Genomic DNA, 16,838 nt, shown 5'->3' on the forward strand with positions numbered 1-16,838 from the left:
GGAGGCACCGGGGCGCGAAGGGCCACCCGCCCCGGCGGGAAGGCCTCACCGCCCCGCCCGGCGGGCTGTAAGGAGGGTGTAACCCCGGGCGGCCCACGGAGTGATCCCCGCGAAATCGGCCGCGCCTAGCGTGTCGCTGGCGCGGCCGCGGCGGCCGCGGGTGGGAGGGACCCGCAGGTGACCACGACGGTGCGTACAGCGTGCTCGTACTGCGGCGTCGGATGCGGGCTGCTGCTGGACGTGGGAACGGGCCCGGACGGCCGCCGTACCGTCCTGAGGGCCCGCGGCGACGCCTCGCACCCGGCGAACCACGGCCGTCTGTGCACGAAGGGCGCGACGACCGCGGACATGCTCGCGGCCCCCGGCCGCCTGACGACCGCCCTGACGAGGGCCGAGCGCGGCGCCGAGCCCGTCCCCTCGCCCACCGCGCAGGCGATCGCGGAGACCGGCCGCCGCCTGCGCGCGATCGTCGACGAGCACGGCCCGGACGCCGTGGCGCTGTACGTCTCGGGCCAGCTCAGCCTGGAGGCCCAGTACCTGGCGAACAAGCTCGCCAAGGGCTTCCTGCGCACCAACCAGATCGAGTCCAATTCCCGGCTGTGCATGGCGAGCGCGGGCAGCGGCTACAAGCTGTCGCTGGGCGCGGACGGCCCGCCCGGCTCGTACGAGGACCTGGACAGTGCCGATGTCTTCCTCGTCATCGGCTCGAACATGGCCGACTGCCACCCGATCCTCTTCCTGCGCATGATGGACCGGGTCAAGCAGGGCGCGAAGCTCGTCGTCGTGGACCCGCGGCGCACCGCGACCGCCGCGAAGGCGGATCTCCACCTCCAGCTGCGCCCCGGTACCGACCTCGCGCTGCTCAACGGCCTGCTGCACCTGCTGCACGCCGACGGCGCCACCGACCCGGATTTCATCGCGCGCTGGACCGAGGGCTGGGAGGCGATGCCGGACTTCCTCGCGGACTACGCACCGCCGCAGGTCGCAGAAACGACCGGCCTGGCGGAGCAGGACATCCGCCGCGCCGCGGAGCTGATCGGCGGAGCCGCCAACTGGGTGAGCTGCTGGACGATGGGCCTGAACCAGTCCACGCACGGCACGTGGAACACCAACGCCCTGATCAACCTGCACCTGGCGACGGGTGCGATCTGCCGCCCCGGCAGCGGCCCGTTCTCGCTGACCGGCCAGCCGAACGCCATGGGCGGCCGCGAAATGGGCTACATGGGCCCGGGCCTGCCCGGCCAGCGCTCGGTGCAGGTCGCGGAGGACCGCGCCTTCGCGGAGGAGCTGTGGGGCCTGCCGCCCGGCACGGTCCGGGCGGACGGCGTCGGACGCGGCACCGTGGAGATGTTCCGGCGCATGGCCGACGGCGAGATCAGGGCCTGCTGGATCATCTGCACCAACCCGGTCGCCTCGGTGGCGAACCGCCGCACCGTCATCGAGGGCCTGGAGGCGGCCGAGTTCGTCGTCACACAGGACGTCTTCGCCGACACCGAGACCAACGCGTACGCCGACATCGTGCTGCCCGGCGCCATGTGGACGGAGTCGGACGGCGTCCTCGTCAACAGTGAGCGCAACCTGACGCTCGCGCGCAAGGCCGTCGACCCGCCCGGTGAGGCCCTGCCGGACTGGCAGATCATCGCGGGCGTCGCCCGGGCCATGGGGTACGGGGAGGCGTTCGACTACGCGGACGCCGAGGAGATCTTCGACGAGATCCGCCGCGCCCACAACCCGCTCACCGGCTACGACCTGCGCGGCGTGACGTACGAGCGGCTGCGCGGCACCCCCGTGCAGTGGCCCGCCCCCACCGCCGACGGCCCCGACCGCAACCCGGTCCGCTACGTCCGGGAGGACGGCGGGCTGCGCTTCCCCACCCCCAGCGGCCGCGCGGTCTTCCACCCCCGCCCGCACGTGCCGCCCGCGGAGATGCCGGACGACGACTTCCCGTTCCTGCTCAACACCGGCCGGGTGCAGCACCAGTGGCACACCCTCACCAAGACCGGCCGCGTGCCCAAGCTCAACCGCCTCAACCCCGGGCCCTTCGTGGAACTGCACCCGCGTGACGCCGCCGAGCTGGGCATCGCCGAGGGCGACACGGTCGAGGTCGCCTCCCGGCGCGGGCGGGCCGTGCTGCCCGCGGTGCTCACCGACCGCGTCCTGCCGGGCTGCTGCTTCGCACCCTTCCACTGGAACGACCTCTTCGGCGAGTACCTGAGCGTCAACGCGGTGACGAGCGACGCGGTCGACCCGGTGTCCTTCCAGCCCGAGCTGAAGGTCTGCGCGGTGTCGCTGACGCGGGTCGCCGCGGCGCCCGCCGTGGAAGCCCCCGCGCAGGCCCTCCCGGGCCCCTTCGCAGGCCCTTCGGGGCCGGAGGCGGGCCCGGGGACCGGCGGCGCGGGCGGGGTGCCCCACGCGGCCGCGAGCGTCTTCGGCGTCCAGGACGTCGCCCCGCCGGTGCTCGACGAGCCCGAACGGCGCTACCTCGTGGGCTTCCTCGCCGGGCTGGGGTCGGGTCTCGCCGGCGTTCCCGTGCTGCCGGCGGACGCGCCCTTCACGCCCGAGCACGCGCTGTGGGTCAACGGGGCGCTCGCCGGGATGTACTCGCGGGTGCCCGGCACGGCCGCGCCCGCCGCCGCGCCGGCGCCCGCCGGGCGGGACGTCGTGGTGCTGTGGGCCTCGCAGACCGGCAACGCCGAGGACTTCGCCGCCGCGGCCGCCGAGCGGCTGGCCGGGACCGGGCACCGCGCCACCCTCCTGGGCATGGCGGACGTCTCCCCGGCCGCCCTGCCCGCCACCGCCGACCTGCTGCTCATCACCAGCACCTTCGGTGACGGCGACGCCCCCGACAACGGCAGCGGCTTCTGGGACGCCCTCACCGCGGCCGACACCCCGCGGCTCGACGGCCGCCGCTACGCCGTGCTCGCCCTCGGCGACTCCTCCTACGCCGACTTCTGCGGCCACGGCCGCCGCCTCGACGAGCGGCTCGGCGAGCTGGGCGGCGTCCGCCTCGCGCCGCGCACCGACTGCGAACCGGACTACGAGCCGTCCGCCCTCGCGTGGCTCGACCAGGTGCTCGCCGCTCTGGGGGGCTCCGGCGCCGCACCCGCGGCCGCACCCGCGGCCGTACCCGCACCGGCCAGGCAGCCCCGTCCCGCGCCCGGCGTCGCACGGCTGACCGGCAACCGGCTGCTCAGCCTGCCGGGCGCCGCCAAGGAGGTGCGCCGTTTCGTCCTCGACACCCGCGACAGCGCCGTACCGCTGCCGTACGAGGCGGGGGACGCGCTCAGCGTCATGCCCGTCAACGCCCCCTCACTGGTGGCCGAGTGGCTCGACGTCACCGGCCTCTCCCCGGACACCGCCGTCACCCTCCCGGGCACGGGTGACGTCTCCCTGCACGAAGCCCTGCGGCACCACCTGGACATCACCCGCATCACCCCCGACCTGCTGCGCTTCCTCGCCGAGCGCGACCGCGACCACACCCACGGCCGGCTGCTGCGCAAGCTGCTGCGGCCCGACAACAAGGACGAGCTGGCCGCCTGGTCGTGGGGCCGGCAGGCGGTGGACGTCATCGCGGAGTACGCGGTGCGCGCCGAGGCAGCCGAATGGGTCGCCGTGCTCAAGAAGCTCCAGCCGCGGCAGTACTCCATATCGTCCAGCCCGCTCACCGACCCGTACGCCATCGCGCTGACCGTCTCCGTCGTCCGGTACGAGAGCCCCGGCGGCCGTCCCCGCGGCGGCGTCTGCTCGCCCTTCCTCGCCGACGCCGAGCCCGGCACGGCCGTGCCCGTGCAGGTCCGCCGCGCCCCGCACTTCCGGCCCCCAGCGGACCCCACCACCCCGATGGTCATGGTCGGGCCCGGCACGGGCGTCGCGCCCTTCCTCGGCTTCCTCGACGAGCGCCGCGCCCGCGGCCACCGCGCCCCCAACTGGCTCTTCTTCGGCGAGCAGCACCGCGCCACCGACTTCTACTACGCCGACGAGCTCGCCGCCTTCCAGGCCGACGGCACCCTCACCCGGCTCGACACCGCCTTCTCCCGCGACCAGCGCGCGAAGGTGTACGTCCAGGACCGGATGCGCGAGCACGGGCCGCAGCTGTGGTCCTGGCTCCAGGACGGGGCTCACCTCTACGTGTGCGGGGACGCCGCCCGTATGGCCAAGGACGTGGACCGCGCGCTGCACACCATCGCCACCACCCACGGCGGGATGACGCCGGAGGCGGCCACCGCCCATCTCAAGCAGCTCGCCGCCGACAAGCGCTACGTGCGCGACGTGTACTGACGCGCACGGCGGGCGGGCCGGTGCACCGCCGTGTCCCGGCGGTGCACCGGCCCGTCCCGGACTGCTCCGTTCCGGTGCGGCCCGCTCAGCTGAGGATCTTCTCCTTCGCGCGCTGGAACTCCTCCTCGGTCAGGTGCCCCTCGCGCTTCATCTCGGCCAGCCTGGCGAGCTCGTCCGCGGACCCGCCGGACCCGGCGGTTTTGCGCACGTAGTCGTCGAACTCCGCGCGCTGCGCCTTCGCGTGCCGCGCCTCGCGCCGGCCCATGCTGCCGCCGCGCACGCACACGTACACGAACACGCCGAGGAAGGGCAGGACCAGGACGAAGATCAGCCACGCGGCCTTGGCCCAGCCGCCCAGGTCGTCGTCCCTGAAGATGTCGACGACGATGCGGAAGAGCAGGAAGACCCACAGCACCCACAGGAAGACCCACAGGGCGGTCAGGAAGGCGCCGAGCACGGGGTAGTCGTACGCGAGATAGACGGTGTCGCTCATGGGTTGCCTCCGGTTCTGCGTGGTGAGCGCTGTCAGCGGGAAGTGGTGGCGGCCGCGGTCACACGGCCGTCCGACGCGGCGGCGGCGAGGGCCTGGTGGTCGGCCTCGTTGCGGTCCGCGTAGGCCTCGGCGAATTCGCCGAGCGCCCGGTCGAGGGCGTCGCCGGTGCCGGCGTAGGCGGCGATCGCGACGGGGTCGCCGGAGCGGGCGTGCGCGCGGGCCAGCGAGCCGCCGCAAACCCGGGCGAAGAGCCGCAGCATCTCGGGCGTCATGGTCTCCGGCCGGGCGATGCCCTTCCAGTCGCGCAGCTGGCGCACGTAGAAGTCCCGCTGCCGCCCGTCGAGGCCGGTGACGCGCACCCAGCCGAGCAGGATGTCCCCGGCGGACTGCATCAGCCGCTGGCCCTCCACGACGCGCCGCCCCTGGTGCCCGCGGCCGGCGCCCGGGCCGCCCACGTACGGCGCGAGGACGGACCGGCCGGCCTCCTTGGCCTGGAGGACGAGCGGGTCGTGCGCGTCCCGTCCGACCGCGAGGACCACCCAGCAGCGGGTGCCGACGCTGCCCACACCGACGACCTTGCGGGCCATGTCCACGACGTCGAAGCGGCTGAGCAGCAGCTGCCGTTCGGCGGGCAGGCTCTGCGCATAGGCCTGCAGCAGCCCGTGCAGCCAGCCGGTGAGCTCGCCGGCTCCGCCGCCTTCGGCGTCCTGCGGCAGCAGGTCGCGAAGCGGGGTGAGGAGCGGCGGGTCCGCCGCGATCTGCGGCCGGCCGTCGACGACGTGGACGAGCCGCCCGAAGGCCTGCGCGGTGTCCCGGGTGCGGGCTTGGCGAGCGCCTTGCCCGTCCGCTTGCGGACGGCCTTGTCCGGGCCCGTGCCGGGGTCCCCGGTCGAGAGCGCGCCGAGCTGGTCGGCGTCGTCGAGGGCGTACCAGATGTCGAGGGTGCCCATGCCCGCGAGGAGGTGCATGCGCTCGCGGTAGGACTCCACGGCCCCGCGGACGACCGCCGTGCGGCGCCCGCCGGACAGGCCGTTGGCGCGGGCGGCGATCTCCAGGCTGGCCGCGAGGCGTTTGAGGTCCCATTCGAAGGGGCCGGGCAGCGTCTCGTCGAAGTCGTTGATGTCGAAGACGAGGCGCCGTTCCGGCGAGGCGAGCAGCCGGAAATTGAGCAGATGGGCGTCGCCGCACAGCTGTGCGGTCAGGCCGGTGTGCGGGGCGGCGCCGAGGTCCGCGGCCATGATCGCGGCGGCACCGCGGTAGAAGCGGAAGGGCGACTCCAGCATGCGCCCGTAGCGGAGCGGCACCAGCTCGGGCACCCGGTCGGCGGACTGCCGCTCCAGCACCGCGACGGGGTCGAAGCGGTCCGGGCCCGCCTCGTAGCGGGCGTGCGCCGAGCGGGGTACGTGCCGCCTGACGGCCTTGCCGTGTGCCGCCCGCTCCGCGGTGCTGCGCCGCGGAGCGGCCAGTGCACCCGCGGAGGCGGGGGTGTGGTTGCGCCGCATGAGCCCCACCGCCCTCCGGTGCCCCCATCATCACCCCGGCCCGGGGAAGCCGCCACGCGGGCGGACGCGCCCCGGCGTCCGGGCGGGCCTGGTGCGCCGGCCGCTGTCCACCGTTCGGTGGACCCCACCGTGACCGTCAGGGCGTTCCCCGGGCGCGGGCGCGGCGGGATCGTGGATGCATGACGGACGACGTGGTGACGGTCCGCGGGCTTCGCAAGCGCTACGGCGAGGTCGACGCGGTGAACGGGGTGGATCTCCGCATCCGGCGCGGTGAGGTGTTCGGGATCCTGGGGCCCAACGGGGCCGGAAAGAGCACGACGGTGGAGATCCTGCAGGGCCACCGGCGGCGTGACGGGGGCGAGGTCACGGTGCTGGGCCAGGACCCGGGCCGCGCGTCGCGCGACTGGCAGGCGAGGGTGGGGATCGTCTGGCAGGACGAGTCCGCGGCGGCGGAGCTGACGGTCGCCGAGACCGTGCGGCATTTCGCGCGCTACTACCCGCGGCCGCGTGACCCCGCCGAGGTCGTCGAGCTGGTGGGCCTGGCGGGGAAGGCGGACGCGCGCACCAAGGCGCTGTCCGGCGGCCAGCGGCGCCGCCTCGACGTGGCGCTCGGCGTGATCGGCAGCCCCGAGCTGCTGCTGCTGGACGAGCCGACGACCGGCTTCGACCCGGCGGCCCGGCGGCAGTTCTGGTCGCTCATCCGCAACCTCGCGGCCGAGGGCACCACGATCATCCTGACCACGCACTACCTGGAGGAGGCCGAGGCGCTGGCGGACCGGCTTGCGGTGATAGCCGCCGGCCGCGTCGTCGCCGAGGGCGCGCCCGCCTCGCTCGCCGGGCGCGCGCAGGCCCGGGCGACCGTGCGCTGGACGGAGCCGGACGGCACCGCCCGCAGCACCGAGACGGACACCCCGACCGGTACGGTCGGCGAGCTGGCCCGCCGCTTCGACGGCGAGATCCCCGAGCTGCGGGTCACCCGGCCCACGCTCGAGGACGTCTACCTGCGGCTCATCGGAATCACCGGATCGGAGGACGCGTGATGGCCGGGACCACGGCAACGGCGGCGGCGCCCGCGGCGCGCGGCACAGGCGGGACCGCGCTCCCGGGCGCATGGCGGCTCGGCATGGTGCGCGGCGCGATGGAGATCAGACTCTTCTTCCGGCAACGCGAACAGGTGATCTTCACCTTCGCCTTCCCGATCGTCTTCCTCTTCCTCTTCGCCTCGATCTTCCACGACGACATGGCCGGCACCGGCTCCACGGCGTCCCAGTACTACGTGGCGTCGATGACGGCGGCGGGCATCATGTCCACCAGCTTCCAGTCGCTCGGCATCTCCATCGCCGTCGAGCGCGACGAGAAGGTGCTGCGGCGGCTGCGCGGCACCCCGATGCCACCGGCCGCGTACTTCCTCGGCAAGATCTGGCTGGTCCTCGTCACCGGGCTGCTGGAGACCGCGGCGCTGCTGGTCTTCGGCGCCACCGTCTACGACGTCGACCTGCCGTCGGACGCCGCCGGCTGGCTCACCTTCGGCTGGATCTTCGTGCTCGGCATCACCGCGTGCGCGCTGCTCGGCATCGCCGTCAGCAGCGTCCCGAAGTCCGCCCGCAGCGCCACCTCGGTGGTCGTGCTGCCCTTCCTGGTGCTCCAGTTCATCTCCGGCGTCTACATCCTCGTCGACACCGTCCCGGACTGGATGCTGACCGTCGGCTCGTTCTTCCCGCTCAAGTGGCTCTGCCAGGGCCTGCGCGGGGTGTTCCTGCCGCAGGCCGCCGCCGCGCTGGAGCCCGCGGGCAGCTGGGAGTACGGCCGCACGGCCCTGGTGCTCGCCGCCTGGTGCGTCGGAGGATTGGTGCTGTGCCTGCTGACCTTCCGCTGGAAGAGCCGGGACGACGGGTGAGCGTGTCGCCGTCCGGGGTGGTGGGCCCGTCGCCGGAGGACCCCGCGGGGTCCTCCGGCGACGGGCACGTGTGGGAGCGCAGCTTCCTGCCGTGGGACCTGTACTTCGCGGTGGTGTGGCTCGGCACCGTCCTCTTCGCGCTGTCCGCCGAGAGCCCGGGGCTGCGGGTGCGCGTGGTGTCGGCGTGCCTGTTCTGCCTGCCCGTTCCCTGGTACGCGGCCGTGGGCCGGCCACTGCTGTGCCGGCAGGCCGAGACGACCGGGAGCCGCGCCGCCGTCCGCTACCTGGCGGGCCTGGTGCTGCTCTTCCTGCCGCCCGCGACCCTTGTCGGCGAGACCCGGCTGGCCACCTTCGCCCTGGTGCCGCAGTGCTTCATGCTGCTGCGGGTGCCCGGCGCCCTGGCCGCCGTGGCCGTCGTCAACGTCACGCCGGTCGCCGCGTGGGCCGTCGTCTGGCGGCCCAGCACGCACGACCTGTTCTACAACTCCGTCTTCGGCATGGTCACGCTCGCCTTCTCGGCGGTCGTCGGCAGCTGGATCATCCGCATCATCGAGCAGAGCACCGAGCGGGCCCGGCTCCTGGCCGAACTGGAGGCCAGCCGCGGTGAGATCGCCCGGCTGTCCGCCGAACGCGGCGCCCTCGCCGAGCGCGAGCGGCTCTCCCGCGAGATCCACGACACCCTGGCGCAGGGCTTCACCAGCCTCGTCATGCTCGTCCAGGCCGTCGAGGGCGAGCTGGACACCCACCCCGCACAGGCCCGCCGCCACCTGGAACTCATGGGGCGCACCGCCCGCGAGAACCTCGCCGAGGCCCGCGCCCTGGTGGCCGGCAACGCCCCGGCGGGCCTCGACGGCGCCTCGCTGCCCGACGCCCTGCACCGCCTCGCCGCCCGCCACCGCGAGCAGAGCGGCGCCCCCGCGACGGTCTCCGTCACCGGCCGCGTCAGGAGCCTCCCCCCGGCCGTCGAGGTCGTGGCCCTGCGCAGCTGCCAGGAAGCCCTGGCCAACGCCCGCCGGCACGCCGGGGCCGCCGTTCCCGTCGCCCTCGACGTCGACTACGCCGCCGACGCCCTCCGCGTCGCCGTCAGCGACACCGGGCGCGGCTTCACCCCCGGGGCCGCGCCGGGCGCCGGCTACGGCCTCCCCGGGCTGCGCGCCAGGGCCGCCGAGCTGGGCGGTACGGTCACGGTCAGCAGCGCGCCGGGCACCGGGACGTGCGTGACGGTGTGCCTGCCGCTGACGCCGGGGGCGGCGCCGCGGCCCGGGGACGCCACGCCCGGGGCGTCCGGCGCGGGTGACGTGCCCTCCGGCGCCGGGCCGGGATCGGCCGCGGTACCGCCCGATGCCGCCGCCGTGTCCTCCGGGCCCGGGCCCGTACCGCCCGCGCACGTACCGCCCGGGTCCGTACCGCCCGCGCACGTACCGCCCGGGTCCGTACCGCCCGCGCACGTACCGCCCGGGTCCGACCGCCCGCCGCCCGCGGCGCCGTCCGGGCCCGCCGACGCCCCGAGGAGCGCCCCGTGATCCGCATCCTGCTCGCCGACGACCATCCCGTCGTCCGGGAGGGCCTGCGCGCGATGCTCGACGCGGAGGACGACCTCGACGTCGTCGGGGAGGCGTCCAGCGGCCCGCAGGCCGAGGCCCAGGCGGCCGCGCTGCTGCCGGACATCGTGCTCATGGACCTGCGCATGCCCGGCGGCGGAGGCGTCGACTCCATCGTCCGGATGACGGCGGCCGGACTGCCCTGCCGGGTCGTCGTGCTCACCACCTACGAGACGGACGGCGACATCCTGCGCGCCGTCGAGGCCGGGGCGGCGGGCTACCTCCTCAAGGACCTCGCGCGCGGCGAGCTCGCCGACGCCGTCCGGGCCGCCGCCCGCGGCGAGACCGTGCTCGCCCCCACGGTCGCCGCCCGCCTCGTCGACCACCTGCGCGCCCGCCCCGAGCGCCCGCACCTCTCCGACCGCGAGACCGCCATCCTCCGCCTCGTCGCCGAGGGCTGCACCAACGCGGAGATCGGCCGCCGCCTCTTCATCGGCGAGTCCACCGTCAAGACCCATCTGCTGCGCGCCTACGGCAAGCTCGGTGTCGACGACCGCACCGCCGCCGTCACCTCGGCGATGCGCCTCGGCCTCCTCTGAGCCGCCGCCGAACGCCCGCACCAGGTGCGGCGACGGGCCGTGGCAACAGGTGCCGGATCCGGGCCGCACGCCAGCGCGGGCCGCTCCTCCGTGACGGGGCGGCCCGCGGGGTGTCGCACGGGGTCACAGACCGCCGGTGTAGAGCAGGTTGTCCGGGGAGCCGGAGCTCACGGCCAGCACGCCGTGCGTGGACGCGCCGAGCAGCCAGTTGCCGACCTCCACCGTGCCGGCGGCCGGGTGCGCCGCCTTGTAGAGCAGGGCGACGCCCGCGACGTGCGGACTCGCCATGGACGTACCGGACTCCGCGACGCTGCCCCCGCCGATCCGGGCCGAGACGATGTCCTGGCCCGGTGCGTACATCTCCAGGCAGCGGCCGAAGTTGCTGAAGCCCGCCTGCCGGTCGGAGGAGGTCGTGGCGCCGACCGTGAAGGCTCCGCCCGCGCTCGCCGGGGAGACGTCGCACGCGTCCTGGCCGCTGTTGCCCGCGGCCACCACCGGCAGCACGCCCGCGTCGGCCAGCGCGTCGGCGGCGTCGTTGACGGCGGGGGAGAAGTCGCCGCCGAGCGAGGCGTTCAGCACCGCCGGCTGCTGCGCGTTCCGGGCGACCCAGTCGAAGCCCGCGATGATCCCGGCCCAGCTGCCCGTGCCGTCGCAGCCCAGTACGCGCACACTGACCAGTCTGGCCTGCGGCGCGACACCGAAGGTGGCCCCGCCGACCGTGCCCGCCACGTGCGTGCCGTGCCCCTGGCAGTCCCGCCCGTCCCGCCCGTCACCGATCGCGTCGAAGCCCGGCACCGCCCGTCCGCCGAACTCGCTGTGCCCGTAGTCGATGCCGGTGTCCATGATGTACGCGGTGGCGCCCGCGCCCCTGCCCACGGTGTTGAACTGCCCGTCCAGGGGCAGCTGCCGCTGGTCGATGCGGTCGAGCCCCCACGAGTTCGCCTTGACCCTGCTGCCGGACGGGTCGAGCAGCGGCGCGGCGGTGCCGGTGGTGCCGGTCGTGTGCGCGAGGCCGAAGGCGCTGACCGGGGCGTTCTGCTCGACCGACGTCACCCCCGGCATCGCACGCAGCGCGTCCAGCTGCGGCGTGGTGAGCGTGATGGCGAAGCCGTGCAGCGCGCTGCTGTAGGTGAAGAAGGGCGTGACGCCGATCTTCTGCGCCGTCGACGCCGGGTCCAGCGCCTTGTCGAGTGTGACGATGTACTGGCCGGCGATGGCGTTCTCATGCGTCCGCAGCGGGGCGAGCGTCGCCTCCGGCGTGGGCACGGGGATGGCGGCGGCGGCAGGCGTACCTGTCGCGGCCAGCGGTGCGAGCACCAGGGCGGCGGCCGACAGACCGCGCGCGAACAGACGCATGGGGGGCTCCGAGGGGGAGGGCGACGGTGGGCAGAGCGCAGACGAGCGCCCTTACGATCCGACGGCCGGTCCCCCTCCCCCGCCCGACACACGTACCCCCCGCCCCCGGACCAGCCGAATGGCGGCGCTGTCGGGGGACGCGGGGAACCGCGCCCGGCCCCCGCCGGGCCGGGCCGCGGCGGCGCCCCACGCACGGCCCCGGAGCGCGGGGGGCACGGTAACGCCCCGCTCACCCGCCCCCGCCGCCGGCGAGCAGCAGTTCCGCCCCCAGAGCCGTCAGGCTGTGATGGCTCCACCGTCCGCTGCGCCGCGTCACGACGAGCCCCGCCCGCCGCAGCACGCTCGCGTGCTCGCTCGCCGACGCGGGCGACAGCCCGACCCGCCGCGCGAGCTGACCCGTCGTCACGCCGTCCGCGATGACCTCCAGCACCGCCGCCCTGCTGTGCCCGATCAGCGCCGCCAGACCCGCGTGCGGCTCCCCGGCGCCCGGTGGCACGGCGAAAGGGTGCGGGGCGCAGCCGCCCGCACCGGCCTCGTAGTAGAGCGTCGGCTGCTCGTCGTCCGGATCGCACGGCACGTAGCCGCCGAAGGCCCCGGGCGCGAGGACGAGGCCGCGTCCGCGCAGGTGGTAGTCGTAGGCGACCGGCGCCGTGGTCCGCACCTCCAGCACCGGCGGCCGCCACCGTATATCGGGCCCGAGGCCGCTCAGCACCTGCTCGACGCCGCCCTCGGCGAGCTGCCGGGCACGGGCCGCGCCGTCCGCGGCGAGCGCCGTGGTGATCCGGCGCCAGTACGGCGCCACGGCCACCCGGTGGTAGGCGCGCACGGCCGAGGCGAGGCCTTCCGCCGTGGCCGGGTCACCGGCGGCGAGGTCGCGCGCCCAGCCCGGCAGCGGACGGTGCCGCCCGACGTATTCCAGGTCGGCGCGCAGCGCCTGCGACGGCGTGCCGAGCAGCCGCTGGAGCTCGTCCTCCAGGCTCTCCAGGCCGATGTGCGGGCGCAGGAAGCGCGGCACGGGGTGCGCCGGGTCGGAGGCCGCCAGCTGCGCGAAGTACGGCTGCCACGGCCGCGGCCGGTGCGGCGCCGGGGCGTCGAGGAGCGCGAGCCCGGCGCGTACCAGGCGCCGCCAGTCGTCGAGCCGCGGAGTGCCGGCCCGCTGGGTGAGCCGGAAGGCGCTGAAGGTGGTGGCCGCCAGCGGGCTGGGGCGGCTCGCGATCCGGGTGCGCGCCAGGTCGGTCAGCGTGAAGTGGATGCGCACGAACGTCCCCCATTCGCCTCGGCTTTCGCTTCGACCAGGGCCGAAACGTAGCGCCGTCGTCCTCTTCGCCCGGCACGGTGGTGGGTGCGGGGTGCTTTCGAGCGTACGGGGAGGGGGAGCTCGGGAGCGCCCCGCACGGCGGGCCGCCGTCCGGGCGGTGTTCACCGGCGCGTGCGGCGCGGCGCCCGGCCGCGCCCGAACGCGGCGGGAAGACGGCACCGTCCCCGCACGGGACGCAGGACATGCGCCGTCGCAGGCGCGGCGGCGCGCACACGGAACGGGAGGACGTGGCATGAAGGCACGGCAAGGGGCTGCGGCGCGCCGGACGGGCGCACCGGACGCGGGCGAGGGCACAACGGCCGCACGGCGGGCTCCCTTCCGGACGGCGGGCGCGGTAGTGCTGGCGGCGGGCGCGCTGGCCGCCGTCCTCGCGGCACCGGCCCGCGCGCAGGACGGGCCCGCGACCGCCGTCCCGGACCTGCCGGGCGTACCGGCGACCGTGCAGGACCTGCAGGGCCTGCAGGGCCCGGTGGTGACCCATCCGAGCGAGTCGCCGAGGGACTATCCCGCGGGCGAGGTCTGCGCCTTCCCGACGCACACCGAATTCCCGGTGAGCGACCTGCGGATGCGGACGTGGACGGACTCCGCGGGCACCCCGGTCCTCGCGATCGAGGACGGTCCGCTGCTGATGGAGGTCACCAACCTGGACACCGGCAGGAGCATCGTGCGCGACATCTCCGGCACGGGTGTGATCACCTACCCCACCCCCGACTCGTACGTCCTCAGCGGCAACGACTGGTCGGCCGCCTTCCACACCACCGACCGGCCCGTCCACAACCGGTGGATCGTGGCGAGCACCTTCATGTCGGTGAAGGTCAGCACCGCCGGCGGCGTGACGAGCAGGGAGCTGCTGGCCCTGAGCGGTCCGTACGAGGACATCTGCGCGACGCTGGCCTGAGGCCCCCTCCGCCCGCGGCGCCCCGGTCCCGGGCACCGCGGGCGGGCGCGCGACCGGGACGGCGTGGCACATTGCGACGGCGTGGCAATGTGCCGGTCCGTCACCCGGCCTGCGGCGCCGGCCCGTACGGCTCCCCTCCGGCGGCGGACGTGCGGGCCTCGATGGCGTGCAGGACCGCGACCATGTCGCCGTCGCCGTGGCCCATGGCCACGGTCTCGGTGAAGAGCGCGTGGCAGACGTCGAGCAGCGGGGACGCGAGCCCGGCGGCGCGCGCCGCGTCGGCGATGAGCCGGTTGTTCTTGAGGACGTCCACCGCGCCGGCCTGGACGGCGAAGTCGCGCTCGCGCAGCTTGGGCGCCTTCATCCGCGAGACCGCGCTGGCCATGGGCCCGGCGTCGAGCACGGCGAGGAAACGGTCCCGGTCCAGTCCGTGCCGGTCGGCGAAGTGGTAGGCCTCGGTGAGGCCGGTGACCATGGTGATGAGGAAGAGGTTCACGGCCAGCTTCGTGAGCAGGGCGTTCGGCACCGGCCCGCAGGCGAAGGCGTCCCGGCACACAGGTGCGAGCAGCGGCCGTACCGCGTCCACCGCCGCCTGCTCGCCGGCGAGCATCGCGACCAGCTGCCCGGCCTCCGCGGGCACGCGCGAACCCGACACCGGCGCCTCGACGTAGCGCCCACCCGCCGCACGGACGTCCGCTTCCAGGGCGTGCGAGTAGCCCGGCGAGGTGGTGCCCATGTGCACGAGGGTGCGCCCCCGCACGCGTCCGGCGAAGGCGTCCGTGCCGCGCCCGAGGACGTCGTCGACGGAGGCGCCGTCGGCGAGCATGAGGAAGACCACGTCGCAGGTGCGCAGCACCTCCGCGGCGGAGTCCGCGACGAGCGCCCCCGCCTCCCGCAGGTCCGCGCATTTGCCGGGCGTCCTGTTCCACACCGTGATCGGCGCGTGCCGCGGCTGCCGCCGCTGCAGGTTGAGCGCCATGGGCCGCCCCATGACGCCGGTCCCGAGGAAGCCGATTCCGTTCCCGTCCATGCGGGCGCACCCTTTCCGCCGGGCCGCCCCCGCCGGGTTGCGGCCTATGACGGCCGTCATAATACTGGTCCTTATGACGACCGTCATAGAGCCTTCCGCCCGGCAGCCGGGGGCCTCCGGCCGGCCCCTCCCCGCGGCGGGCTCGCGCTGGCGGACCGCGCCCGTACGCGCCGCGGACGCTCCCGCACTGCACGCCCTCTTCGCGGTCTGTTCGCCCGAGACCGTCCGGCTGCGCTTCTTCGGCCCCGTGCGCGCACTCCCCGCCGAGTACCTGGAACAGGTGCTCGCGGGCAGTCCCGAGCGGCACGACGCAGTGGTGGCCTACGCGCGGGACGGCGCGCGCAGCCGACTGGCCGGCCTCGCGAGCCTCGCCCTGCCCGCGGGCGCTACGGCGGCGGAGCTGGGCGTCCTCGTCGGCGACCCCTGGCAGCGGCAGGGCGCCGGGCACGCGATGCTGGAGCTGCTGCTCACCCGGGCCCGCGCCCGCGGGGTCCGGCGCGTCACCGCGACCGTGCTGCCCGGCCGGCCCGCCCTGCTCCGCGCCCTGGGCCGGCGCCTGCCGGCCGCCCACCTGGCGTACACCTCCGACGGCCCGAGCGGCGTCTATAAGCTGGACCCACCCTGAGGAGGCCGGCGATGACTGCACCCCGCACCCACGGCCCGCGGGAGCGCATGGTCTTCGCCGCGGCCCAGCTCATCCGGCGTGACGGCGTCGGCGCGACCGGCATGCGCGACATCGCCGCCCGCGCCGAGGCGCCGCGCGGCTCCCTCCAGCACTACTTCCCCGGCGGCAAGGAGCAGGTCGTCAACGAGGCAGTCGCCTGGGCGGGCCGCTACGCGGGCAGGCGCGTCGACCGGTACCTGGCCGGCCTGCCGGACCCCACCCCGAGCGCCCTCTTCGCCGCGATGGCACAGCAGTGGATCGACGAGTTCGAATCCGCCGGCTTCGTCACCGGCTGCCCGGTGGCCGCCGCGACCGTCGACTCCACGGCCTCCACCCCCTCCGCCCGCGCGGCGACCGCCTCCGCCTTCACCGCATGGACCACGCCCCTGACCGCGGCCCTGGTGAGCCTCGGCGTGCCCGCCGGCCGCGCCCCGTCCCTGGCGACCCTGATGATCTCCGCCCTGGAGGGCGCGATCCTCCTGTGCCGCGCCCACGAGTCCACCGCTCCCCTGACCGCGGTCGCCACCGAACTCGCCCCCCTGCTGGACGCGGCTGCCCGCCCCTGACGCCGGATCCGCCGGCCGCGCGGAACGGCGGGGACGGCCCGGGCCGCGCGGCCGCCGGGCGCCCGTGCTCCGGTCGCGCCGCCCCCGGCGAGTGCTTACGCTCCCAAGCAGCGGGTAGCCGCCCATCCTCCACCGCCCGCGCGAGGGAAAGGTCCGACAGGATGCCGAACGACACGATCATCGTCGGAGTCGACGGCTCGACGCCCTCCCTGCAGGCCCTGCGCTGGGCCGGCCGGCAGGCGGAGCTGACCGGCGGCAGGCTCGTCGCCGTCATGGCGTGGGAGCTGCCCGGCGCGTTCGGCTGGGCCGGCATCCCCGGTCTTCCGCAGGACCTGGACATGGAGGAGCCCGCCGCCCAGGCGCTCGCGGAGGCGGTCAGGACCGCCCTCCCGCCGGCCCAGGCGCAGACCGTCGAGCAGGTCGTCGTCCTGGGCAACGCCGCCCAGGCGATCCTGGACCGCGCGGACGAGGACGACGCCGGCCTCATCGTCGTCGGGGTCCGCGGCCGCGGCACCTTCCGCGCCACGCTGCTCGGCTCGGTGAGCCACACCGTCACCGTCCACGCCGGCTGCCCGGTGGTCGTGGTGCGCGGAACCGACGACGACCCGGAAGCCACCGGGACGGCGGACGGCACGCCCCAGGAATAACGCGAGCTCCCCGCTTTGTCAGGGGCCTGCTCACAGTTGTCCACAGCCTG

General features: G+C 75.4%; 13 protein-coding genes and 1 pseudogene. 9 read left to right on the top strand and 5 right to left on the bottom strand.

Annotation, left to right across the window (positions count from 1 at the left end):
* Positions 1 to 177: 177 nt before the first annotated feature.
* The gene (locus ACH4SE_RS01430; protein ID WP_398541210.1) at positions 178 to 4,278 is read left to right on the top strand and encodes a molybdopterin-dependent oxidoreductase; all 4,101 of its coding nucleotides are present in this window, start codon (positions 178 to 180) and stop codon (positions 4,276 to 4,278) included.
* A gap of 85 nt (positions 4,279 to 4,363) precedes the next feature.
* On the opposite strand, the gene ACH4SE_RS01435 is transcribed toward ACH4SE_RS01430, so the two are convergent.
* Both ACH4SE_RS01435 and ACH4SE_RS01440 read right to left on the bottom strand, forming a co-directional pair.
* Positions 4,364 to 4,771: an SHOCT domain-containing protein gene (locus ACH4SE_RS01435; protein WP_398541211.1), complete on the bottom strand. Its 408-nt coding sequence runs from the start codon at positions 4,769 to 4,771 to the stop codon at positions 4,364 to 4,366.
* 32 nt (positions 4,772 to 4,803) lie between these two features.
* Positions 4,804 to 6,272 (bottom strand): annotated as a pseudogene (locus ACH4SE_RS01440) (DUF2252 domain-containing protein).
* A 179-nt stretch (positions 6,273 to 6,451) separates the two neighbouring features.
* Here ACH4SE_RS01440 and ACH4SE_RS01445 point away from each other — a divergent pair.
* The 4 genes from ACH4SE_RS01445 to ACH4SE_RS01460 are packed head-to-tail and all read left to right on the top strand — an operon-like array spanning position 6,452 to position 10,309.
* Positions 6,452 to 7,312 carry an ABC transporter ATP-binding protein gene (locus ACH4SE_RS01445; RefSeq protein ID WP_398541212.1) on the top strand — a complete coding sequence of 287 codons (861 nt, stop codon included), beginning with the start codon at positions 6,452 to 6,454 and terminating at the stop codon, positions 7,310 to 7,312.
* Positions 7,312 to 8,169 (top strand): ABC transporter permease, encoded by an 858-nt coding sequence (locus tag ACH4SE_RS01450; RefSeq protein ID WP_398541213.1) that lies wholly within the window; start codon positions 7,312 to 7,314, stop codon positions 8,167 to 8,169. Before ACH4SE_RS01445 ends, ACH4SE_RS01450 begins: the two co-directional genes overlap by 1 nt.
* Entirely contained in the window at positions 8,127 to 9,692 is a 1,566-nt protein-coding gene (locus ACH4SE_RS01455; protein ID WP_398541214.1) for a histidine kinase, read from the top strand. The genes ACH4SE_RS01450 and ACH4SE_RS01455 overlap by 43 nt, the downstream gene beginning before the upstream one ends.
* Positions 9,689 to 10,309: a response regulator gene (locus ACH4SE_RS01460; protein ID WP_398541215.1), complete on the top strand. Its 621-nt coding sequence runs from the start codon at positions 9,689 to 9,691 to the stop codon at positions 10,307 to 10,309. The genes ACH4SE_RS01455 and ACH4SE_RS01460 overlap by 4 nt, the downstream gene beginning before the upstream one ends.
* A 123-nt stretch (positions 10,310 to 10,432) precedes the next feature.
* On the opposite strand, the gene ACH4SE_RS01465 is transcribed toward ACH4SE_RS01460, so the two are convergent.
* Together ACH4SE_RS01465 and ACH4SE_RS01470 are read right to left on the bottom strand one after the other, a co-directional pair.
* Positions 10,433 to 11,665 (bottom strand): S8 family peptidase, encoded by a 1,233-nt coding sequence (locus tag ACH4SE_RS01465; protein WP_398541216.1) that lies wholly within the window; start codon positions 11,663 to 11,665, stop codon positions 10,433 to 10,435.
* Positions 11,666 to 11,894: 229 nt separating this feature from the next.
* Positions 11,895 to 12,923, bottom strand: a complete 1,029-nt coding sequence (locus tag ACH4SE_RS01470; protein ID WP_398541217.1) for an ArsR/SmtB family transcription factor — start codon at positions 12,921 to 12,923, stop codon at positions 11,895 to 11,897.
* Between the two features lie 292 nt (positions 12,924 to 13,215).
* Between ACH4SE_RS01470 and ACH4SE_RS01475 the strand changes: the two genes are divergently transcribed.
* On the top strand, positions 13,216 to 13,881 hold the full coding sequence (locus tag ACH4SE_RS01475) for a hypothetical protein (RefSeq protein ID WP_398541218.1): 666 nt from the start codon (positions 13,216 to 13,218) through the stop codon (positions 13,879 to 13,881).
* A 100-nt stretch (positions 13,882 to 13,981) separates the two neighbouring features.
* On the opposite strand, the gene ACH4SE_RS01480 is transcribed toward ACH4SE_RS01475, so the two are convergent.
* Complete coding sequence (locus ACH4SE_RS01480; protein WP_398541219.1) at positions 13,982 to 14,911, bottom strand: NAD(P)-dependent oxidoreductase; 930 nt, start codon at positions 14,909 to 14,911, stop codon at positions 13,982 to 13,984.
* A gap of 73 nt (positions 14,912 to 14,984) precedes the next feature.
* On the opposite strand from ACH4SE_RS01480, the gene ACH4SE_RS01485 reads away from it, so the two are divergent.
* The 3 genes from ACH4SE_RS01485 (at position 14,985) to ACH4SE_RS01495 (ending at position 16,788) form a co-directional block, all read left to right on the top strand.
* A complete protein-coding gene (locus ACH4SE_RS01485; RefSeq protein ID WP_398541220.1) occupies positions 14,985 to 15,536 on the top strand; it encodes a GNAT family N-acetyltransferase in 552 nt (183 codons plus the stop codon).
* An 11-nt stretch (positions 15,537 to 15,547) separates the two neighbouring features.
* Positions 15,548 to 16,141: a TetR/AcrR family transcriptional regulator gene (locus ACH4SE_RS01490; RefSeq protein WP_398541221.1), complete on the top strand. Its 594-nt coding sequence runs from the start codon at positions 15,548 to 15,550 to the stop codon at positions 16,139 to 16,141.
* Positions 16,142 to 16,302: 161 nt separating this feature from the next.
* Positions 16,303 to 16,788 (top strand): universal stress protein, encoded by a 486-nt coding sequence (locus ACH4SE_RS01495; RefSeq protein WP_398541222.1) that lies wholly within the window; start codon positions 16,303 to 16,305, stop codon positions 16,786 to 16,788.
* The last annotated feature ends 50 nt before the right edge of the window (positions 16,789 to 16,838 follow it).

It is taken from the genome of Streptomyces sp. NPDC020983, from assembly GCF_044333485.1.
In the GTDB taxonomy this organism is placed as follows: Bacteria; Actinomycetota; Actinomycetes; order Streptomycetales; family Streptomycetaceae; genus Actinacidiphila.